This is a genomic window from Phaeobacter sp. JH20_37, assembly GCF_048056015.1.
GTDB classification, from domain to species: domain Bacteria; phylum Pseudomonadota; class Alphaproteobacteria; order Rhodobacterales; family Rhodobacteraceae; genus Phaeobacter; species Phaeobacter bryozoorum.
In genome coordinates, this window is record NZ_JAYMWW010000020.1 from 61540 (window position 1) to 82288 (window position 20749).

The 20749-nt window shown below is 60.2% G+C and carries 21 protein-coding genes; 19 read left to right on the top strand and 2 right to left on the bottom strand.

Annotated features, from left to right (window positions below; all coding sequences use genetic code 11):
- From VWZ87_RS16900 to VWZ87_RS16935, 8 genes are all read left to right on the top strand, one after another.
- On the top strand, window positions 1-882 hold the full coding sequence (locus VWZ87_RS16900; RefSeq protein WP_340544181.1) for an ABC transporter permease subunit: 882 nt from the start codon (window positions 1-3) through the stop codon (window positions 880-882).
- Window positions 883-892: 10 nt separating this feature from the next.
- Window positions 893-1774, top strand: a complete 882-nt coding sequence (locus tag VWZ87_RS16905; protein WP_416536387.1) for an ABC transporter permease subunit — start codon at window positions 893-895, stop codon at window positions 1772-1774.
- A gap of 12 nt (window positions 1775-1786) precedes the next feature.
- Window positions 1787-2833, top strand: a complete 1047-nt coding sequence (locus tag VWZ87_RS16910) for an ABC transporter ATP-binding protein (RefSeq protein ID WP_416536388.1) — start codon at window positions 1787-1789, stop codon at window positions 2831-2833.
- Window positions 2830-3831 (top strand): endonuclease/exonuclease/phosphatase family protein, encoded by a 1002-nt coding sequence (locus VWZ87_RS16915; RefSeq protein WP_416536389.1) that lies wholly within the window; start codon window positions 2830-2832, stop codon window positions 3829-3831. Before VWZ87_RS16910 ends, VWZ87_RS16915 begins: the two co-directional genes overlap by 4 nt.
- Before the next feature lie 138 nt (window positions 3832-3969).
- A complete protein-coding gene (locus VWZ87_RS16920) occupies window positions 3970-5052 on the top strand; it encodes a bifunctional transcriptional activator/DNA repair enzyme AdaA (RefSeq protein WP_416536913.1) in 1083 nt (360 codons plus the stop codon).
- A 108-nt stretch (window positions 5053-5160) separates the two neighbouring features.
- Window positions 5161-6681, top strand: a complete 1521-nt coding sequence (gene gpmI, locus VWZ87_RS16925; protein ID WP_416536391.1) for a 2,3-bisphosphoglycerate-independent phosphoglycerate mutase — start codon at window positions 5161-5163, stop codon at window positions 6679-6681.
- Window positions 6678-7862 carry a murein hydrolase activator EnvC family protein gene (locus tag VWZ87_RS16930; protein ID WP_340544189.1) on the top strand — a complete coding sequence of 395 codons (1185 nt, stop codon included), beginning with the start codon at window positions 6678-6680 and terminating at the stop codon, window positions 7860-7862. The genes gpmI and VWZ87_RS16930 overlap by 4 nt, the downstream gene beginning before the upstream one ends.
- Before the next feature lie 3 nt (window positions 7863-7865).
- Window positions 7866-9212: a S41 family peptidase gene (locus VWZ87_RS16935; protein ID WP_340544191.1), complete on the top strand. Its 1347-nt coding sequence runs from the start codon at window positions 7866-7868 to the stop codon at window positions 9210-9212.
- Between the two features lie 109 nt (window positions 9213-9321).
- On the opposite strand, the gene VWZ87_RS16940 is transcribed toward VWZ87_RS16935, so the two are convergent.
- Window positions 9322-10194, bottom strand: coding sequence for a helix-turn-helix domain-containing protein (locus tag VWZ87_RS16940; protein WP_416536392.1), 873 nt, complete (start codon window positions 10192-10194; stop codon window positions 9322-9324).
- 90 nt (window positions 10195-10284) lie between these two features.
- On the opposite strand from VWZ87_RS16940, the gene pobA reads away from it, so the two are divergent.
- Entirely contained in the window at window positions 10285-11466 is a 1182-nt protein-coding gene (gene pobA / locus VWZ87_RS16945; protein ID WP_416536393.1) for a 4-hydroxybenzoate 3-monooxygenase, read from the top strand.
- Here pobA and VWZ87_RS16950 read toward each other — a convergent pair.
- Window positions 11463-12119, bottom strand: coding sequence for an NAD(P)-dependent oxidoreductase (locus VWZ87_RS16950; protein ID WP_416536394.1), 657 nt, complete (start codon window positions 12117-12119; stop codon window positions 11463-11465). The genes pobA and VWZ87_RS16950 overlap by 4 nt on opposite strands.
- A gap of 195 nt (window positions 12120-12314) precedes the next feature.
- Between VWZ87_RS16950 and VWZ87_RS16955 the strand changes: the two genes are divergently transcribed.
- From VWZ87_RS16955 to VWZ87_RS17000, 10 genes are all read left to right on the top strand, one after another.
- The gene (locus VWZ87_RS16955) at window positions 12315-13244 is read left to right on the top strand and encodes an ABC transporter ATP-binding protein (protein ID WP_340544196.1); all 930 of its coding nucleotides are present in this window, start codon (window positions 12315-12317) and stop codon (window positions 13242-13244) included.
- Window positions 13241-14002 carry an ABC transporter permease gene (locus tag VWZ87_RS16960; protein WP_340544197.1) on the top strand — a complete coding sequence of 254 codons (762 nt, stop codon included), beginning with the start codon at window positions 13241-13243 and terminating at the stop codon, window positions 14000-14002. The genes VWZ87_RS16955 and VWZ87_RS16960 overlap by 4 nt, the downstream gene beginning before the upstream one ends.
- Before the next feature lie 223 nt (window positions 14003-14225).
- The gene (locus tag VWZ87_RS16965) at window positions 14226-15023 is read left to right on the top strand and encodes a S49 family peptidase (protein WP_340544198.1); all 798 of its coding nucleotides are present in this window, start codon (window positions 14226-14228) and stop codon (window positions 15021-15023) included.
- A complete protein-coding gene (locus tag VWZ87_RS16970) occupies window positions 15004-15201 on the top strand; it encodes a hypothetical protein (RefSeq protein WP_416536395.1) in 198 nt (65 codons plus the stop codon). Before VWZ87_RS16965 ends, VWZ87_RS16970 begins: the two co-directional genes overlap by 20 nt.
- Window positions 15198-16142, top strand: coding sequence for a calcium/sodium antiporter (locus tag VWZ87_RS16975; RefSeq protein WP_340544200.1), 945 nt, complete (start codon window positions 15198-15200; stop codon window positions 16140-16142). The genes VWZ87_RS16970 and VWZ87_RS16975 overlap by 4 nt, the downstream gene beginning before the upstream one ends.
- 35 nt (window positions 16143-16177) lie before the next feature.
- Window positions 16178-16954 (top strand): SDR family oxidoreductase, encoded by a 777-nt coding sequence (locus VWZ87_RS16980; RefSeq protein WP_416536396.1) that lies wholly within the window; start codon window positions 16178-16180, stop codon window positions 16952-16954.
- A 314-nt stretch (window positions 16955-17268) separates the two neighbouring features.
- Entirely contained in the window at window positions 17269-19158 is a 1890-nt protein-coding gene (gene uvrC, locus VWZ87_RS16985) for an excinuclease ABC subunit UvrC (protein ID WP_416536397.1), read from the top strand.
- 163 nt (window positions 19159-19321) lie between these two features.
- Window positions 19322-19993 carry a CDP-diacylglycerol--glycerol-3-phosphate 3-phosphatidyltransferase gene (gene pgsA / locus VWZ87_RS16990; protein WP_416536398.1) on the top strand — a complete coding sequence of 224 codons (672 nt, stop codon included), beginning with the start codon at window positions 19322-19324 and terminating at the stop codon, window positions 19991-19993.
- Complete coding sequence (gene moaD / locus VWZ87_RS16995) at window positions 19993-20238, top strand: molybdopterin converting factor subunit 1 (protein ID WP_416536399.1); 246 nt, start codon at window positions 19993-19995, stop codon at window positions 20236-20238. The genes pgsA and moaD overlap by 1 nt, the downstream gene beginning before the upstream one ends.
- Window positions 20239-20241: 3 nt before the next feature.
- The gene (locus tag VWZ87_RS17000; protein ID WP_340544209.1) at window positions 20242-20703 is read left to right on the top strand and encodes a molybdenum cofactor biosynthesis protein MoaE; all 462 of its coding nucleotides are present in this window, start codon (window positions 20242-20244) and stop codon (window positions 20701-20703) included.
- The last annotated feature ends 46 nt before the right edge of the window (window positions 20704-20749 follow it).

Below are 20749 nucleotides of genomic sequence, written 5' to 3' on the forward strand. Positions count from 1 at the left end.
GTGAAACGCGCCGGATTCTCGACCAAGTGGATGCCGATCCTGCTGCTGATGCCGCAGCTCGTCATTATCGCTATTTTCTTCTATTGGCCCGCCTGGCACGCAATCCAGTCGTCCTTTTACCTGCAGGATCCGTTCGGGTTTGGCTCTACCTTTGTCGGTCTGGAAAATTACACCGATCTTATGGGGAACAGTGAATATCGCCGCGTTGCGGTTTTCACGCTTGTATTTACGGTTTTGGTGACCTTCTTCTCGCTTGCGATTGCACTGTTGCTGGCGGTGAAGGCGGACAATGTCCTGCGCGGCGCACGCACCTATAGGACCCTTCTGATGTGGGTCTATGCGGTCGCCCCGCCGGTTGCCGGCTTCATTGGTCTGATCATGTTCGACCAGAGCTGGGGACCATTGACGCGGCTTGCCGGTTTCTTTGGCTGGGACTTTGTTCTGGGCGTGAACTTCAACGATACGGCAGCCGCGATGGTTCTGGTGTCGGTCTGGAAACAGATTCCGGTCAACTTCATCTTCTTCCTGTCCGGTTTGCAATCCATCCCGCGTTCCGTACGTGAGGCGGCTCTGATCGACAACGGATCGGCGACCAGCCGGTTCTGGGATGTGACGTTCCCGCTGCTTGCGCCGACGGGCTTCTTCCTCCTGATCATCAATATTACCTATGCCCTGTTCGACACCTTCGGAATTGTCGATACACTGGTGAAGGGCGAGCCGGGCAACAATCCGATGACCCTTGTTTACAAGGTTTATGTCGATGGTTTCCGTGGCAATGACCTTGGCGGTTCCTCGGCACAGTCGGTGATCCTGATGGTTCTTGTCCTCGCGCTTACGGTCTTCCAGTTCCGGCTGATTGACCGTCGGATCCACTATACCTGAGGGGGCTGACATGGCTGACCAAACACCCGTTCAAACGCCGCGCCGCTCCATCAACTGGGGGGCTGTTGGCGACCACACCGTTCTGATCCTCGGCTCGCTCTTCATGCTGGTGCCGCTGATCATGGTGGTGATGACCACAACCGTGCCGGATGTGGATATCATCAAATACGGACCGCAGCTGAAGATCGGCGACCAGTTCGACGAGAACTTCAACAAGGCGATGTTCGAGGCCTCCGGCTTTTCCGGGGCCAACACCGGCACGCGGATGCTGTTCAACTCCTTTGTTCTCGGCATCGGCTTTGCGCTTGGGAAGATCCTGATTGCGATGATGGCGGCCTATGCCATCGTTTATTTCCGCCTGCGGTTTGCCACGCTGGCATTCTGGGTGATCTTCACCACGCTGCTGCTGCCGCTGGAGGTCCGTATTCTGCCGTCCTATGAGGTGGTGCAGCAGCTGGGCATGCTCAACACCTACCAGGGTCTGATCATCCCGTTGATTGCGTCTGCAACCGCAACCTTCTTCTTCCGCCAGTTTTTCCGGTCTGTGCCGGAAGAGCTGGTCGAGGCTGCGCGCATTGATGGGGCTGGGCCGGTGAAGTTCTTCATCGATATTCTGGTGCCGCTGTCGCGGACCATGATTGCGGCCATGTTCATCATCATGTTTGTCTTTGGCTGGAACCAGTATCTCTGGCCGACCATGATCACCACCGAAGAGGACATGTATACGCTGGTGCGGGGGATCAAACAGATCACCCAGACCCTCGAAGGCACCAATGTCCCCGAATTCGGTCGCGCAAATCTTCTCGCCGTGATCGCCATCCTGCCGCCCGTGGCAGTCGTCATTTTCTTCCAAAGCTGGTTCGTCAAGGGCCTGACGGAATCCGATAAGTAAGGACTTCAAATAATGGCTCAGGTTTCCCTGAATTCTGTACGCAAGGTCTACCCCAATGGGGTCGAGGCCGTCACTTCCTCCAGCTTCAAAATCGAGGATGGCGAATTCGTCGTCCTGGTCGGCCCATCGGGCTGCGGCAAATCCACGTTGCTGCGCATGATTGCCGGTCTGGAGGATATCACCGAAGGCACGCTGGAAATCGGCGACCGGGTGGTCAACAATGTCGATCCGGCGGATCGCGATATCGCGATGGTGTTCCAGAACTACGCGCTCTATCCGCATATGACGGTGCGCAAGAACATCGCCTATGGCCTGAAGAACCGCAAAACCCCCGAGGCTGAGATCAAGCAGAAGGTGGCCGAGGCCGCCAAGATGTTGAACCTTGAGGAATATCTGGACCGCAAACCCTCGCAGCTGTCCGGCGGCCAGCGCCAGCGGGTTGCCATGGGGCGCGCCATCGTGCGCGATCCGGCGCTGTTCCTGTTTGATGAACCTCTGTCGAACCTTGATGCCAAGCTGCGCAACCAGATGCGGATTGAGATCAAGGCCCTGCAACGCCGTCTGGGCGTCACCTCGATCTACGTGACCCACGATCAGGTTGAGGCGATGACCATGGCGGATCGCATCATTGTCCTGAACGGTGGCCGGATCGAACAGATTGGCACCCCGTCTGAGATCTATCACAATCCGGCGTCGGTCTTTGTCGCCTCCTTCATGGGCGCGCCACCGATGAACCTGGTTGATGCCACGATCTCCGATGGTCAGGTCACCCTGCCGGATGGTGTGGCGATGGGGGCACTGGATGGCGCTGCATCAGGTGCCGTCAAGCTCGGCATCCGCCCCGAGGATGTGCAGCTGGTCAGCGAAGGTGGTATTTCGATCAACGTTGAACTGATCGAAGAACTGGGCGCACATCGCCTGCTGCATGGCCATCTCGGCGGGCAGCCGTTCACAATCCACGTCCTGAAGGACATTCCGGTTGATCCCGGACCCCATCAGATCTCGGTGGATCCGGCGGCGATCTGCCTGTTTGACGCAGAAAGCGGCAAACGCAGATGACCGAGGTTCTGGACAGTCTGCCGCCGGTTTCCCCCGAGATGCAGGCCCGGATCAAGGCAGCGCCGCGCACTGCAGCGGCGCATCGCGCGCTCATGGCAGAGGTGCCGGCGATGGCCGCCTTGCAAGGCGGTGGTAAGGGTCATCTGGAGGCGTTGGCCTCCTCGGTGTCAGTTGTGGCTTGGAACGTGGAGCGCTGCCTTTTTCCTGAGGATACCGCGGGCCACATCCACCCGCTGGCGCCGCAGGTTGTCCTGCTGTCAGAGGTCGACCATGGCATGGCGCGTACCGGTCAGCGCCACACCACCAAGGAGATGGCTGCCGCACTCGACATGGCTTATGTCTTTGGTGTGGAATTTCACGAGTTGGATCTGGGTGGGCCTACAGAACAGGCGTTCTGCACCGATGATTTCAATCTGTTCGGCTGGCACGGCAATGCCATCCTGTCGGCGGTCCCGCCGGAACGGGTGACGCTGATCCGGCTGGATGATCACGGGCATTGGTTCGCCTCGGATGAGGTGCCGGCTGACCCGGACCAGCCGCGCCTTGGTGGCCGCATGGCGATTGCCGCGGTTCTACCGACTGAGGCTGGACCGATCTGCGTGGTTTCCACCCATCTGGAGAGCAACGCCGACGCAGCCCATAGGCATCAGCAGTTTGACAGGCTGCTCCGCGCCATCGACGCATTTGCGCCGGATATGCCGGTACTGATTGGCGGTGATCTGAATACAGGCAATCACCTGCCGCCTGATTTCGACTGGCAGCGCGAGACGCTGTTCGATCTGGCCCGTTCCCACGGCTACGACTGGAGCGCGACCCCGGATGGTGTCACCACCCGGCCCAGTCTCATCACGCCGCATCCTGATCGGCAGATGAAGCTGGACTGGTTCTGCACCCGCGATATGCGCGCGACCGAGAGCCGGCTGCTGTCTTCAGTTGATCAGAATGGTCGCCCGCTGTCTGATCATGATGCCGTCTGGTGCCGCGTCGCGCTCGATTGATGCCGGCACTGGCCTGATCCATTGACCGGGCGGCATGTGTCCGGCCGGTCAAGGCCCTGAGGTGCTATACGCCCGCGGTATTAAAATACACGCCTGATTATCGGCGGCAGGTCTGCTGTCGCGTGATAAACAAGGCGCATGTTGTTTGATCTTCCTGACCACGAAGCGCTCTATCAGGCGCTGCTGAACCGCGATGACCGTTATGACGGGCAGGCCTATGTCTGCGTGGCCACGACCGGCATCTTCTGTCGCCTGACCTGTCCGGCACGCAAACCTAAGCGGGAGAACTGCCAGTTCTTCGGCAGCGTCGGCGAATGTATCGAAGCCGGGTTCCGGGCTTGCAAACGATGCCACCCGCTGCGCCCGATGGCAGAGGCCGATCCGGCAGTGGCCAGCCTGTTGGCCGCCTTGGATCAACGCCCGGAGCACCGCTGGAGCGAGGGGGATATCCTCCGCATGGGTCTTGATCTCTCGACGGTCAGGCGCAGCTTCAAGCGGCAGTTCGGCATGACCTTTCTTGAGATGGCGCGCCAGCGCCGTCTTCGCGAAGGCTTCACCGCGCTGTCAGACGGCGGCAAGGTCATTGAGGCACAGTTGGATGCGCAATTCGACTCTCCCAGTGCGTTTCGTGCGGCCTTTGCCCGGTTGCTGGGCAGGGCGCCCGGCAGCCTGACCCGCGAAGGTCTTTTGCTGGCCGATTGGATCTCGACACCGCTCGGCGACATGATCGCAGTCAGCAGCCGGACTGAGTTGCACCTTCTGGAATTTGTGGAGCGCAAGGCGCTGAAGGGCGAGCTGGACAAGCTGCAAAAGGCGGTGAAGGGCGATCTTGGTATTGGTCCGACATCACCCGGAGAGCAGATCCGTGCGGAACTGGACGCGTTCTTTGCCGGGATCTCCGCCCGGTTTGAAACGCCGCTGGCCTATCACGGGACACCTTTCATGCAGCAGGTCTGGGATGCTCTGCGCCAGATCCCGCCCGGCGTGACGCGTAGCTACTCGGAGATCGCGCGCCAGATCGGACGTCCAGAGGCGACCCGCGCTGTTGCACGCGCCAATGGTGCCAATCAGATCGCGCTGGTGGTGCCCTGTCACCGGGTGATCGGGGCTGATGGGTCGCTGACCGGTTACGGCGGCGGTCTTTGGCGCAAACAGCGCCTGCTCGATATCGAGCGGCAGTATCGCGCGCCCGTCCGGCATACCGCCAGATCCTGCAAGTAAGGGCGGGAAAGGGCGCCCGGATGCCCAGCAAAGGCCTATCGGCGGTTTCCCAAGCCCCGGCAAATCTGTAGAAGGCGGTAACGCCACTCAGAGCCGGAGCCTGAAACCATGTCGACGCCCAAACCTGTTGTTCTGTGTATCCTTGATGGCTGGGGTAGCGCCGATCCGGGAACCGCCAACGCGCCCTATCTGGCCAAGACACCGACGCTGGACGAGATTGCGAAGACATGCCCGACAGCACGGTTGATCACGCATGGGCCGGACGTCGGCTTGCCGACCGGGCAGATGGGGAACTCGGAGGTGGGGCATACCAATATCGGTGCTGGTCGCGTGGTGGCGATGGATCTGGGCCAGATTGATCTCGCAATCGAGGATGGCTCATTCTTTGACAATGACGCGCTGCAAGCCTTCATTGCGAAGATGAAGCAGACCGGCGGCACGGCCCATCTGATGGGGCTTGTTTCGGACGGTGGCGTGCACGGCCATATCACCCATATCATTGCGGCGGTAAAGGCGATCCGCGATGCCGACGTCCCTGTCTGGCTGCATGTGATGACGGATGGCCGCGACGTGGCCCCGAAATCTGCTGCCGGTTTCGTCGCTGCCCTGCAATCGGAACTGGCGGCTGGCGCGCGCATCGCAACAGTGACAGGCCGTTACTACGCCATGGACCGCGACAATCGCTGGGAGCGGGTAAGCCAGGCTTATGACGCAATGATCCATGCCAAAGGCCAGCACCGGGCAGCGACAGCGGAGGCTGCTATTGAGGCCAGCTATACCCGCGAGGAGTTCGACGAGTTCATCAAGGCGACAGTGATCGAGGGCTATGATGGCGTGAAAGATGGCGATGGCCTGTTCTGCCTGAATTTCCGCGCCGACCGCGCCCGCGAGATCCTGCGTGCGATTGGCGAGCCGAGCTTTGATGCTTTTGACACCGGCGCACGCCCGGATCTTGCGGCGCTGCTTGGCATGGTGGAATACTCCGAAGGCCACAACAGCTATATGCAGACCGTGTTTCCCAAACGGGCCATCGTCAACACCCTGGGGGCATGGGTGGCAAAACAGGGCAAACGCCAGTTCCGTCTGGCCGAGACCGAAAAATACCCGCATGTGACCTTCTTTCTCAACGGTGGCAAAGAGGATCCCGAGGACGGCGAAGATCGCGCGATGCCGAAATCGCCGCAGGTGGCGACCTATGATCTGCAGCCGGAGATGTCGGCGCCAGAGGTGACGGAGCGCTTTATCGAGGCTATCGAAGCGGGGTATGACCTGATTGTCACCAATTATGCGAACCCGGATATGGTGGGCCATACCGGTGATCTCGACGCCGCGATCAAGGCCTGTGAGGCCGTGGATCAGGGTCTTGGCAAGGTCGTGGCCGCGCTGACGGCGGCGGGCGGCGTCATGCTGGTCACCGCCGATCACGGCAATTGCGAGGTGATGGTGGACCCCGAAACAGGCGGGCCGCACACCGCCCATACCACCAATCTTGTGCCAGTCGCGCTGGTTGGTGGGCCGACAGGCGCAAAGCTGCGCAACGGTCGGCTCGCGGATCTGGCCCCAACCGTGCTGGAGCTGATGGGCCTTGCGAAACCGGATGAAATGACTGGAGAGAGCCTGCTCGTATGAGGCCTGCGTTTGGCATCACTGGACTGTCGGTAATCCGGCGCGCTCTGCTGATATCGGCGGCGTCGCTTGTCCTGCCGATCCTGGCCGGGACTGCGGCGGCCGCGGATAATCCCGCCGCTGCCGCGCAGCAGGCCGCCAACCAGCTGGAAGCCGCGACGCTGGCCTTGCAGGACGCCGAAAGCGCGCGAGACCGGGTTGCCGCGCTGACCGAGACGGTGCGTGCCTATGAGGCGGGTCTTGCGGCGATGCGCGATGGGCTGCGTCGTGTGGCGCAGCGCGAGGGCCAGCTGGCGGCCCAGCTGAAGGCACGCGAGGACGATGTGGCGGATCTTCTCGGCGTGTTGCAGACCATTGAAACCTCGCCGCCGCCGGTGTTGATGCTGCACCCCTCAGGCCCGCTTGGCGCGGCGCGCTCCGCCATGACACTGGCAGAGGTGACACCGGCGCTTCAATCGCGCGCAACCGCACTGCGTCGCGACCTTGAGGAGGTCCAGACCTTGCGCCTGTTGCAGCAGAACGCGGCGAATACGTTGCAGGAGGGGCTTAACGGTGTGCAGGAGGCGAGGGCGCAATTGTCTGCCGCTATCGCCGACCGGACCGACCTGCCGCGCCGCTTTACCCAGGACCCGGTGCGGACGGCTATTTTGATTTCATCCACTGAAACCCTCAGCGGATTTGCCAGCGGGCTTGCTGAAATCGCCGAAGGCGAGATTGCAACGACAGACGCTGATATCAGCGCCCTGCGGGGTGAGTTGTCGATCCCGGTCGAAGGGCTGGTTCTGCGCGGCTACGGCGAGAAAGACGCCGCAGGCATCGCCCGGCCCGGCTGGCTTGTTGCGGCACGTCCGCGCGCGCTGGTGGTCTCTCCCACGGCGGCAACGATCCGCTATCAGGGGCCGCTTCTGGATCTTGGCAATGTGGTCATTCTTGAACCACAGCCGGAGACACTGTTTGTACTCTCCGGGTTGGCTGAGGTTTACGGCACCATGGGCGAGGTCATCCCGGCAGGAACCCCGGTTGGCCTGATGGGGGGCAAAAGCCCCGAAATCGGTGCCATTTTGTCACTAAGCGGTGAAGGGGCTGGAACTGACCGCACAGAAACGCTCTATATAGAAGTGAGAATGGACAACAGTCCGGTGGACCCCGAAACCTGGTTCCGCACCGACAAGGATGGAAATTAGTTCATGAGAAAATTTGCGATGGCCGCGGTGGGCGGCACGCTGGCAGGAATCCTTGCCACCACCTATGTAGCTGAGCCGCTTCTGGCTCAGGAAGGCAGCAGAGAGGCCAGCGTCTATGAACAGCTGGATCTTTTTGGCGACATCTTTGAACGCATCCGCGTGCAATATGTCGAAGACGTCGATGAGACCGAGCTGATCGAAGCCGCCATTGGCGGAATGCTGGCCTCGCTGGATCCGCATTCCAGCTATCTGTCGCCCGACGATGCCACCAAGATGCGGGTGCAGACCCGTGGTGAATTCGGCGGTCTCGGGATCGAGGTCACGCAGGAAGAGGGCTTTGTCAAAGTTGTCTCTCCGATCGATGGAACACCGGCGGATGAAGCCGGGATCGAGGCCGGTGATTTCATCACCCATGTGGATGGCGAAAGTGTTCTTGGCCTTTCGCTGGACGATGCGGTTGAGCTGATGCGGGGGCCGGTTGGTTCCGAAATCATCATCACCGTTGTGCGCGAAGGCGAGGCGGAGCCGTTTGACGTCTCGATCATCCGCGACACGATCAAGCTGACAGCGGTGCGGGCGCGGACCGAAGACGACACTGTCGTGCTGCGACTGACCACATTCAACGATCAGACCACGCCGAACCTGGAAGCCGGGCTGAAAAAACAGCTCGAAGAAGCCGGTGGTATGGATAACGTCAACGGGATCGTGCTCGACCTGCGCAACAACCCCGGTGGCCTTCTGACACAGGCGATCAAGGTGGCCGACAGCTTCCTCGACAGCGGTGAGATTGTCTCGACCCGCGGTCGTAACCCCGAGGACGGCGAGCGGTTCAACGCTACGCCGGGCGACCTTGTGGACGGCAAACCGATTGTGGTGCTGATCAACGGTGGATCGGCGTCTGCATCGGAAATCGTTGCAGGTGCCCTTCAGGACCATCGCCGCGCGATCGTGGTCGGCACCAAATCCTTTGGCAAAGGGTCTGTGCAGACGGTGATGCCGCTGAAAGGGGAGGGTGCAATGCGCTTGACCACGGCGCGCTATTACACACCCTCCGGGCGCTCCATTCAGGCCTTGGGTGTCTCACCCGATATCGTCGTGGAACAGCCCCGACGCACCCCGGATACCGAGGAGGAGGACGAGAAGGCCTCCGCAGCACGCCGGACCCGTTCGGAGGCCGACCTGCGCGGACGTCTGAACAATGACAGCCTTTCCGAGGATGAAATCCGCCAGATCGAAGAAGACCGCGCCAAGGCCGAGGCCGCTGCCGAACGTCGCGAAGAGGATTATCAGCTGGCCTATGCCATCGACATTCTGAAAGGCTTGTCGAAGCTGGGGCCGGAGCAGCAGTAGACACCACCTCGCAGATATGACCCATGATAACCGCCCCGGACCTGTGTTCCGGGGCGGTTTCAGTTTGACCAGCTCGGTCGCAAATGGGGTTTGGCCAGGGCGGGGCGGCTCACGCGCGGGGCGGTTTTCCCGCAATGATATCGCGACGAAACCGGCGTGGTGGCAGCCCGGTGCCCCGGGTAAAGACGCGGCTGAAATGTGCCGGGTCCGAATAGCCCAGCTCGTAGGCGATTTCTGCCGCACTCAGCGCAGTATAGATCAAAAGTCGCCGCGCCTCGCGCAGCATCCGCTCACTGATAAGTTGCGAGGCTGGCTGACCGGTAGCCTGATGGCAGATCCGATTGAGGTGTGTTGTCGAAACGGCAAGTTCGCGCGCATAGTCGCTCACTTGACGCCGTTTGCGGAAATCCCGGTTCACCAGCGTTTCGAACCGCGCAAACAGCTGGTGCGCCTTGGGGCTCGCGTTGCGATATCGCAAGGCGCCGATAGACTGCGCGACAGTGCCGGTAAGCGCGCCGACAAGCCCGCGCAGAATCTGGCGGCGTGCAAATCCATCGGTTTCATAGGCGTCCCGGATACTCTCGACAAGGCGCTCCAGAGGCGCATCCAGCGGGGTGATGGTTGCGCGGTCCAGCGTGGCCAGGACATCGGGAATGTCATCAAGTACCTGATCAATAAGGTCTGATGTCAGGGTCAACACCCAGCCGCAGGTGTCACTGTCAAAGCGGAAGCCATGCACCGCACCGCGTGGCACATTGATCACGCAAGGCGGTGTCAACTGTTGAGCGATGCCATCCAGGGTAGCCTCACCGCTGCCCCGCATCAGCACGATCAGTTGGTGAAGCCGCGCGTGGCGGTGTGGTTTCAAAGCCCAATCATGCAGCGAGGAACGTGCCTCGATGCTCTCGATATGCAGAAGGTCTGCCAGCTCCCCATGCTCTCCAAACAGGGAGTAGGTATTGATAGCGTATTCTTCGCTCATGTGCGAAATATACAAGAAATCGGCGGTAGGGTCTATTCGCAACCCTGCCTTCTCCGGGCAAGATAAGGATGCGAACAGGAGAGAACCGGAATGCCGAACCAGACAACACAGGTGGTCATTGTAGGGGGCGGCCCGTCTGGCTTGTTGCTCTCGCAACTGCTGCACCGGGCCGGTATCGACACGATTGTGCTTGAGCGTCAGACCCGCGACTATGTGCTTGGTCGCATTCGTGCCGGTGTGTTGGAACATGGGTTTGTGGACCTGATGCGCCGGGCAGGAGCCAATGCGCGTATGGACCGCGAAGGCGTGGTTCATCACGGATTTCACATTGCTCATCAGGGCCGCCTGGACCGGATCGACCTTTCGGGCAGAACCGCCGGTCAAACCGTCATGGTCTATGGCCAGACCGAGGTCACGCGCGACCTCTACGACGCCCGCGATGCCATGGGCGGGCAGATCATTCACCAAGCGATGAATGTCGCCCTTCATGATATCGAGTCGGATCAACCCTATGTCACCTATGAGTTGCAGGGCGAAACCCGCCGGATCGATACCAAGTTCATCGTCGGGGCGGATGGGTTCCATGGCGTCAGCCGTCGCTCAATTCCAGCGGATGTGCTGCGTGAATATGAGAAGGTCTACCCTTTTGGCTGGCTTGGCGTGCTCTCACAGACGCCGCCCGCAACGGCTGAGCTGATCTATGCCCGCCATGAACGCGGATTTGCCCTGTGCTCGATGCGCAATGCACAGTTGAGCCGTTACTACATTCAGGTGCCGCTGACCGACCGTGTCGAGGATTGGAGCGATGCGCAATTCTGGGAGGAGTTGAAGAGGCGCTTGCCTGCGGATGTTGCGGACAGTCTGAAAACCGGCCCCTCGATTGAGAAATCCATCGCCCCGCTGCGCAGCTTCGTCGCAGAGCCGATGCGCTACGGCGCGCTGTTTCTGGCAGGCGATGCGGCGCATATCGTGCCACCCACCGGGGCCAAGGGGCTGAACCTCGCAGCATCTGATATCTACTATCTGTTCGAGGGGCTGTCGGATCATTTCCAGCGCGGCGATGACGGCGCGCTGGACAGCTATTCAGAGCGCGCACTGGCGCGGATCTGGAAGGCGGAGCGCTTCAGCTGGTGGATGACCAACCTGCTGCATCGGTTCCCCGACATGTCGCCGGCGGATGTACGATTACAACAGGCCGATCTCGACTATCTGTTTTCCTCCGATGCGGCCCAGGCCTCTCTGGCGGAAAACTATGTCGGCCTGCCTTATTAGGCTCTACCCCAGGCCACTGTCAGCCGTTTATCCGGCCGGTGGTCCTGTTCCGCCAGATCCATAAGCGCACCGCCGAAATCGGCAAAGGAAATCTGTGACTGGCCTTCGTGGTCGGTGACCAGCGTGTCGGTTCCCCAAGCGTACCGCCCCTTGCGCGGTCCCTCGTGCAGCATCGCTGGCGGGCGCAGGCAGGTCCAATCCACATCCGGTGTGGAATCCAGTAACTGATCCTGCGCAGCACAGGCTTCCGCGATCGGGCGCACCGCTTCGGGCAGAAAACCAGGTGCGCTCAGCACGGTCTCGCCGCTGCCATCTGCAAGCTTCAACAGAGCGGCGCCACCGGTGATGAGGGCAGGGATGCCGGCGGAGCGGGCGGCATTCAGGACCGCCCTGGTCAGATCCACCAGCAATGCATCCTGCCCGGGCAGCGGGCGAAGGGCGCTGATAATGATCTGGTGTTGCCGGGCCAGCCCCGCCAGCTGGTCTGCACTGGACAGAACATCCAGCGCAACTGCGGTGACCCGGGCGTCGCCGCTATGGCCTGACCGTTCAGGATGACGGGCGACGGCGGTCACGGTATGGCCGCGTTCGATGGCCTGTTGCAGGGTCGCACTCCCGACATCGCCGGTCGCCCCAAAGAGAAGAATATCCATTTCAAACCTTTTATCTTGATATCGAGATAATGGGTATTGATTGTTTATCTTTACGTCAAGATATTTCGTGCAGTGCAAAAACGCACAAAATATTGCGCGCAGGCAAACATTTGGCCTGCATTCCACGCTGGCGATCCGATGACCTGGACGCTAACGTGCACTGAACTGATCAGTTTACTTTTAAGGGAGGCAGCAATGTCAGCCATCCTATCTATCCGTGATTTGGAAAAGACATACGAAGGCGGGTTTCAGGCGCTCAAAGGGGTCTCTCTCGAGATCGAGAAGGGGGAGATACTTGCCCTTCTGGGGCCGAATGGCGCAGGTAAGACGACGCTGATTTCGACCGTTTGCGGCATCACCACGCCCAGTTCCGGGAAGGTGTCGGTGGGCGGTCACGACATCATCGAAGACTTTCGGGCCGCGCGCAGCCTGATCGGGCTGGTGCCGCAGGAGATCAACCTTGAGCCGTTTGAGACGGTGTGGAATTCGATCAAGTTTTCGCGGGGGCTTTTTGGCAAGCCGCGCAATGATGCGCTACTGGAGGATATTCTCCGCAAGCTGTCGCTCTGGGACAAACGCAAGAGCCAGATCAAGGAATTGTCCGGCGGCATGAAGCGCCGGGTGCTGATCGCCAAGGCGCTCAGCCACGAGCCGCGCATCCTGTTTCTGGATGAACCGACTGCCGGGGTGGACGTGGAGTTGCGCAAGGATATGTGGGACGTCGTGGCAGAGCTAAAACGCGGCGGTGTCACCATCATCCTGACCACCCACTACATTGAAGAAGCCGAAGCCATCGCGGATCGGGTCGGAGTCATCACCAACGGAGAGATCCTGCTGGTCGAGGACAAGGACAAGCTGATGGCACAGCTTGGCAAGAAGCAGCTGGAGGTGCAGCTGACAGAACCGCTAACAGCCGTGCCGGAAGGTCTCAGCGGCTATGGTGTGACCCTGACAGAAGATGGCCGAGGCCTGATCTATTCCTATGACACCAACGCCGAGCGGACCGGCATCACTGCCCTGCTGAACGACGTGGCCACCGCGGGTCTGACGCTGGCGGATGTGCAGACCCGGCAATCCAGCCTCGAGGACATATTCGTCGGGCTGGTCTCAGGAGAACCGACATGAATTGGACTGCAATCGCCTCCATCTACCGCTTTGAAATGGCGCGATTTTTTCGCACCCTGATGCAGAGCTTCCTGTCGCCGGTGCTGTCAACCTCGCTTTACTTCGTGGTGTTTGGTGCCGCCATCGGTAGCCGGATCGACCAGGTCGAAGGCGTGCCTTACGGTGCCTTCATCGTGCCGGGTCTGATCATGCTCAGCGTGATGACGCAAGCCACCTCCAATGCCTCTTTCGGGATCTATTTCCCAAAGTTCATCGGCACTATATACGAGCTGCTATCGGCGCCAGTGAACTTCCTTGAGATCGTGATCGGCTATGTCGGCGCCGCCGCCACCAAGGCCCTGTTTATCGGTGTGGTGATCCTGCTGACGGCCTCGCTCTTTGTCGATCTGACCATTGCGCATCCGCTCGCCATGGTGCTGTTCATGGTGCTGACCTGCGTCAGCTTTGCGCTGCTGGGATTCATTATCGGGGTCTGGGCGAAAAACTTTGAACAGCTGCAATTGGTGCCGCTGCTGATTGTCACGCCTCTGGTCTTCCTGGGCGGGTCTTTTTATTCGATTTCGATGCTGCCGCCGATCTGGCAGAAAATCACCCTGTTCAACCCGGTGGTTTATCTGATTTCCGGCTTTCGCTGGTCCTTCTTCGGAACCTCGGACGTGCCGGTCGGGCTCAGCCTTCTGGCCATCGGCGGCTTTACCGCGCTCTGCCTGGCGGTGATCTGGTGGATCTTCAAAACCGGCTGGCGGATCCGCGCCTGACCCTGGGTAACCGCGCGGCAGAATAGGACCATAACCCGCCCGCCGCGCGGCTTTGGGGCAGCCGCAACATCGCTGCCCCAAGGGAAGGTAAGCCCGGTTAATTCCGCACGTATGTGGCGAACGTTGCAATTTTACCCAAGGTGCGCGGCTTTTTTGCTGCTGCTTTCGCCTCGTTCCGGTGCCATCCCTTGTTTCAGGGCAGTCGGCATTCTACATCGGCGCCATGAACCTGAGATTGCCTTTCTTGAACAAGCCTCCGCTGGTTGCTGTTGTGCGCCTCAATGGCGCCATTGGCATGGCCGGTCGCGGTGCGCTGAATGATGCCACTCTTGGACCGGTGTTGGAGCGCGCCTTTCGAAAGGGAAAGCCGGCAGCGGTCGCCTTTGAAATCAATTCGCCCGGCGGTTCGCCGGTGCAAAGCGCCCTGATTGGTGCCCGCATTCGTCGCCTCTCCGAAGAACTGAAGGTTCCCACTATCGCTTTCGTCGAAGATGTCGCCGCGTCCGGGGGCTATTGGCTGGCCGCCTCGGCGGATGAGATCTGGGCCGACGAAAGCTCGATCCTCGGATCGATTGGGGTGATATCGGCTGGCTTCGGCGCCCATGTCTTTCTGGCCCGCCAGGGTGTCGAACGGCGGGTCTATACAGCGGGCCGCAGCAAATCGATGCTCGATCCCTTCCGCCCGGAAAACGCTGAGGACGTGAAGCGTCTGAAGCAGCTTCTGGGGGACATCCACGACAATTTCATCGCCCATGTCAAAGATCGCCGCGGCGATAAACTGGACACCAGCGAAGATCTCTACACCGGTGAAATCTGGCTGGGACGACGTGCGGTCTCGCTGGGGCTGATTGATGGCATCGGCCATCTGCGCCCCAAGATGCAGGCCCGTTTCGGCGACAAGGTGCGGTTCCGCCGCTATGGTATCAAAAAGCCCCTGTTGGGCCGGATCGGTATGCAGATGGCGCAGGATGCGCTGAACGGTATCGAGGAACGCGCTGAATATGCGCGGTTTGGCCTCTGACGTGATTTTCAAAATCGTTTCCCTGTTTCTTGTGGTGATGGCTGTGCTGGCGATGTTCGGCAAGCTGCGGATGCCCGGGCAAAAGCGACTGGCCTCGCGGCGCTGCGTCAGCTGCGGACGCTTCAAGATCGGAAAAGGCCCCTGTGCCTGCAAAAAGAATGGAGGGCCTCGGCAATGATGCCATGGCTGTTATCTGGACTTGGGCTGGTCATCCTGCTGTTGGCAGGGGATGCGCTGGTACGGGGTGCGGTGAACCTCAGCCTGCGGATCGGCGTGCCTGCATTGATCGTCAGCCTGACCATCGTTGCCTTTGGCACCTCGGCGCCTGAGATGTTGATCTCCATCCGGGCTGTCGGAGACAATGCGGACGGCATCGCCCTTGGCAACGTCGTTGGCTCGAACACGGCAAATATCCTCATGGTTCTCGGCATCCCGGCGTTGATGCGATCGCTTCACACCAGCGAATGCGATACCCGCAAGAACTATGTGTTCATGTTGATCGCATCGGTTCTGTTCATTGCGCTGGCGTTTTACGGAACCTTCACGGTCTGGTCTGGCCTTATCCTGCTGGGCGCGCTGTCGGTTGTTCTGGGCGTGGCCTTCCGCGAGGCGCGCGCCCATCGCCGCAACGGCAAGGATAGTGACCTCGACGAGATTGATGAGGCGGATCCCGATATGCCCTATTGGCGGATCGGCATCTACCTGTTCCTCGGATTGGTCGGATTGCCGCTGGGGGCCGATCTGCTGGTCGACAACGCGTCGATCATCGCGCGGACCTATGGCGTAACCGAAACGGTGATCGGTCTCACGCTGGTGGCCATAGGCACCTCGTTGCCGGAGCTGGCAACCACCGTCATGGCTGCACTGCGTCGGCAGGCGGATGTGGCACTGGGCAATGTGATCGGCTCCAACATGTTCAACCTGCTGGCAATTGTCGGCGTTGCCACCTTTGTCGGCCCGATCAGCGTTGATCCCTCCTTCCTGCGGGTGGATCTCTGGGTGATGCTGGCCTCATCGCTGCTGCTGGTGCCGTTTGTTTTTCTCAAAATGGACATCACCCGCACCTGGGGTGTGATTTTATCGGCGGTTTATGTGGTCTACCTAGTGCAGCTGTTCTAACTCATTGCCAAACAGGCAGATGAGGAGAGAGCAAGATGCGGGCATTGGTAACCGGCGCGGGCAAGCGACTTGGCCGCGCGATGGCACTTGAATTGGCTGCGAGCGGCTATGACGTCGCCGTTCACTACGCCAGTTCCGCAGATGCGGCGGAACGCACGGCGGAAGAGATCCGCGCCATGGGGCGCATGGCTGTTACCCTGCAGGCCGATCTTCTGCAGGAGATGGCGACAGCCGCCCTGCTGCCCGCCGCCGCAGAGGCCCTGGGCGGTCCGATCACCTGCCTTGTGAACAACGCGTCAATCTTTGAGCACGACAGCCTGGAGACGGCGACCCGCAGCAGCTGGGATCGTCACATGGACAGCAATCTGCGCGCGCCGTTCATTCTGACACAGCAGCTGGCCGCGCAGGACCTGCCCCAGCAGATGGACGATGAGGGGCGACCGCTGGCTTCTGCCGCTGTCATCAATCTGATCGATCAGCGTGTGCGCAAGCTTACACCGGAGTTCATGACATATACGCTGGCGAAATCCGCCCTTTGGACGTTGACGCGGACCAGCGCACAGGCGCTCGCCCCGCGCATCCGGGTAAACGGGATCGGTCCCGGCCCAACGCTGAAAGGCCCGCGTCAGAGCGAGAGCCAATTTGCCCGTCAATGTGCAAATACACCGTTGCAGCGCGGCGCTGACCCGGCCGATATCCGCGCGGCTCTGGCCTATCTCCTGCGCGCACCCTCGGTCACCGGGCAGCTGATCTGCATCGACAGCGGTCAGCATCTCAGCTGGGAAACACCCGACGTTGTGGGGTTGGAATAAGGGGCTCTGCGGCCTGGTTCAAAAGTGGTAGCGGCGAAGTTGTGCACGTAGCGTCAACGCGTCGTAAATCCGTTACAAAATTCCTTTTGGAATCATAAACTTGTCAGCAATTGGAAAATTTTACGATTGAAATCAATAACTTATGATAGTGCCTAATTATTAGGCAAACGCTGGAAATCAGCCGAATATAAGGAAAAATCGCGGATAGCCATAAGATACTACCAGACTTATCCACAGCATCGGTGGATTTGTTCGCTGTTGATCCCGATGCGCTAACATTGCAGACCAGCCCCGGGAATCATAGATCTCGAAACATGACAGACCATCAGCCCGACACCCCATCCGAAACGGCATCTTCCCCGGCATTGACGGGGTATGCCGTGATTCAGGAGTACCTGAAGACACTGGACCACTCGCCCGGGGTTTATCGGATGCTGGATAGCGAAAGCCGCGTGCTCTATGTCGGCAAGGCGCGCAATCTACGGGCGCGGGTGTCGAATTACTCTCGTCCCGGTCATTCGCCGCGGATCGAACGAATGATTGCGGCGACCGCTTCGATGATGTTCCTGACAACCCGGACCGAAACCGAGGCGCTGCTGCTGGAGCAGAACCTGATCAAGCAGCTGAAGCCAAAATACAATGTGCTGCTGCGTGACGACAAAAGCTTTCCGAACATTTTGGTGGCAAAGGATCATGCCTTTCCCCAGATCAAGAAACACCGTGGTGCCCGGCGTGAGAAAGGTAGCTACTTTGGACCTTTCGCCAGTGCGGGCGCCGTAAACCGGACGCTCAATCAGCTGCAAAAGGCATTTCTGCTGCGCAATTGCAGCAATGCCATGTTCGAAAGCCGCACCCGCCCGTGTCTGCAATATCAGATCAAGCGCTGTACTGCGCCCTGCACCGGTGAGATATCGGCCGAGGATTATGCCGCATCCGTACGGGACGCCGAACGTTTTCTGTCCGGTCGCTCGACCAAGATCCAGGAGGAACTCGCCGAGCAGATGACCGCAGCATCCGAGGCCATGGAGTTTGAGCGCGCCGCTGCCCTGCGCGACCGGATCAAGGCGCTCACTCAGGTGCAGACGTCCCAGGGCATCAACCCCCGTGGTGTGGCAGAGGCCGATGTGATCGGCCTGCATCTCGACAGCGGACAGGCCTGCGTGCAGGTGTTCTTCATCCGCGCCAATCAGAACTGGGGCAATCAGGATTTCTATCCCCGCACCAGCGGCGATGTCTCACCGGCGGAGGTGATGGAAGCCTTTATCGGCCAGTTCTATGACAATAAGGAACCGCCCCGGCAGCTGATCCTGTCGGATGAGATCGAGAACTGCGACCTGATGGAACAGGCGCTCAGCGACAAGGCCGGGCGTCGCGTCGAAATTCTGGTGCCACAGCGCGGGGAAAAGACGGAACTGGTCGCCGGTGCTGTGCGCAATGCTCGCGAATCTCTGGCCCGCCGCATGGCCGAAAGCGCGACGCAGGCGAAACTGTTGCGCGGCGTGGCCGAAGCCTTCGGCCTTGATGGGTCACCCCAGCGGATCGAAGTCTACGACAACTCGCATATTCAGGGCAGCCATGCCGTCGGCGGCATGATCGTCGCAGGTCCCGAGGGTTTCATGAAAAACGCCTATCGCAAGTTCAACATCAGAGGTGACGAACTGACCCCCGGCGATGACTTCGGCATGATGAAAGAGGTGCTGAACCGACGTTTCTCACGCCTGCTGAAAGAAGATCCCGACCGTGACAAAGGTCTTTGGCCGGATCTATTACTGATCGACGGTGGCGCCGGTCAGGTCAGCGCCGTTGCCGAAATCATGGCCCGCCACGGCGTCGAAGACATCCCGATGATCGGCGTCGCCAAGGGGGTTGATCGCGATCATGGCAAGGAAGAGTTTCACCGTCTCGGCGAAGCGCCCTTTGCTTTGCAGCGCAATGACCCTGTGCTTTATTTCGTGCAGCGGATGCGGGATGAGGCGCACCGCTTTGCCATCGGGACCCATCGTGCCAAACGGGCGAAAGCCATCGGCGCGACCCCGCTGGATGAGGTGCCGGGGGTTGGTGCCGCGCGCAAACGCGCCTTGCTCACCCATTTTGGCAGCGCAAAGGCGGTGAGCCGGGCCAACCTGTCGGACCTGAAAGCAGTCGAGGGGGTCTCGGCAGCGCTGGCGCAGCGGATCTATGATTACTTTCACGGGCAGGGGTAGCCACGCAAACCGGCCGTCCGGTGCTATTGGCGCCTAACCATTGGTTGGGCCGGGCAAGGTCCTGACTTATTGGTCAAAAACAGCCTCGTAGATGTGACCATTCGCGACGGAAAATTCATCTGTTCCGCTTTCCACCCGTGAAACTGCGGGCTAGTGTGCAGCCATGAAATGGACTGTTCCCAATATCCTCACCCTCCTGCGACTGGTGGCAGCCCCGGGGCTCGCGATCATGTTCCTCTATTTTTCGCGCCCTTATGCCGATTGGTTTGCGCTGATCCTATTTGTCAGCGCGGCCATCACCGACTGGTTTGATGGCTATCTGGCACGCTCCTGGGGGCAGGAGACCAAGATGGGCGCGATGCTGGACCCGATTGCCGACAAGGCAATGGTGGTGATCGCGCTGATGATCCTGGTTGGATATGCTGCCGAGCATTGGACACCCTGGCTGGTCCTGCCTGCAACGGTGATCCTGTTTCGCGAAGTCTTCGTCTCAGGCCTGCGCGAATTTCTTGGAGATACGGCCGGCACGCTCAAGGTGACGTCACTGGCGAAATGGAAAACCACGGCGCAGATGACCGCCATCGCCACCTTGTTTTCGCAAGGGATCTTTGAACACTATCTGGTCATGTCCTCCTTTGGCATGGATCAGTCAATTGTGGATCAGATCATGATGGGGGAGATCAGCGATGAATTCGGCCTGCGCTGGAAGTTCGAGGGCATGATCTGGACCGGCCGACTCGGGTTGTGGCTGCTTTGGATCGCGGCCGCGCTGACCCTGATCACCGGCGCTGACTACATGCGTAAAGCACTGCCACATCTGAAGGAGACCCGCTGATGGATATCCTCTATTTCGCCTGGGTGCGCGAACGTATCGGCCTGCCGAAGGAAAAGATCGAGACAACTGCCGGCACCGTGCGCGAGCTGGTGGGCGAGCTGAGCGCCCGGGATCCGCGCTATGCGGCCGCATTTGCCGACCTGTCGGCGCTTCGTGTGGCGCTGGATCAGGACCTCTCGGATTTCGATGCCCCGTTGGAGGGCGTGCGCGAAGTGGCGTTCTTCCCGCCGATGACCGGAGGCTGAGCCATGCGGATCGCAGTGCAGGAGGCCACCTTTGATCTGGGCGAGGAGAGCCAGCGCTTTGCGGCAGATGTTGCGACGTCCGGCGCCAATGCCGGCGCCATCGTGACGTTCACCGGCGTTGTGCGCGGGTCGGACAGCGGCGACATGGTGGCGATGGAGATCGAACATTACCCCGGCATGACCGAGCGTGCGATCGGGCAGATCACGGAGGAGGCGCTGCGGCGCTGGTCTCTGGCCGATGCGCTGGTGATCCACCGCCATGGACGTCTGGTCCCCGGCGAGCAGATCATGATGGTCGCCACTGCCGCACGCCACCGCTCCGATGCTTTTGAGGCGGCGGAATATCTGATGGACTATCTCAAATCCCGCGCGCCCTTCTGGAAGAAAGAGCTGACACAGGACGGTTCGGGCAACTGGGTCGAGGCCAAAGACAGCGATGAAGATGCGCTGACCCGCTGGGACTGACCCAGCGTTCTGCGCCCGGTCAGCGGGCAGCCAGACTGGTACGTTT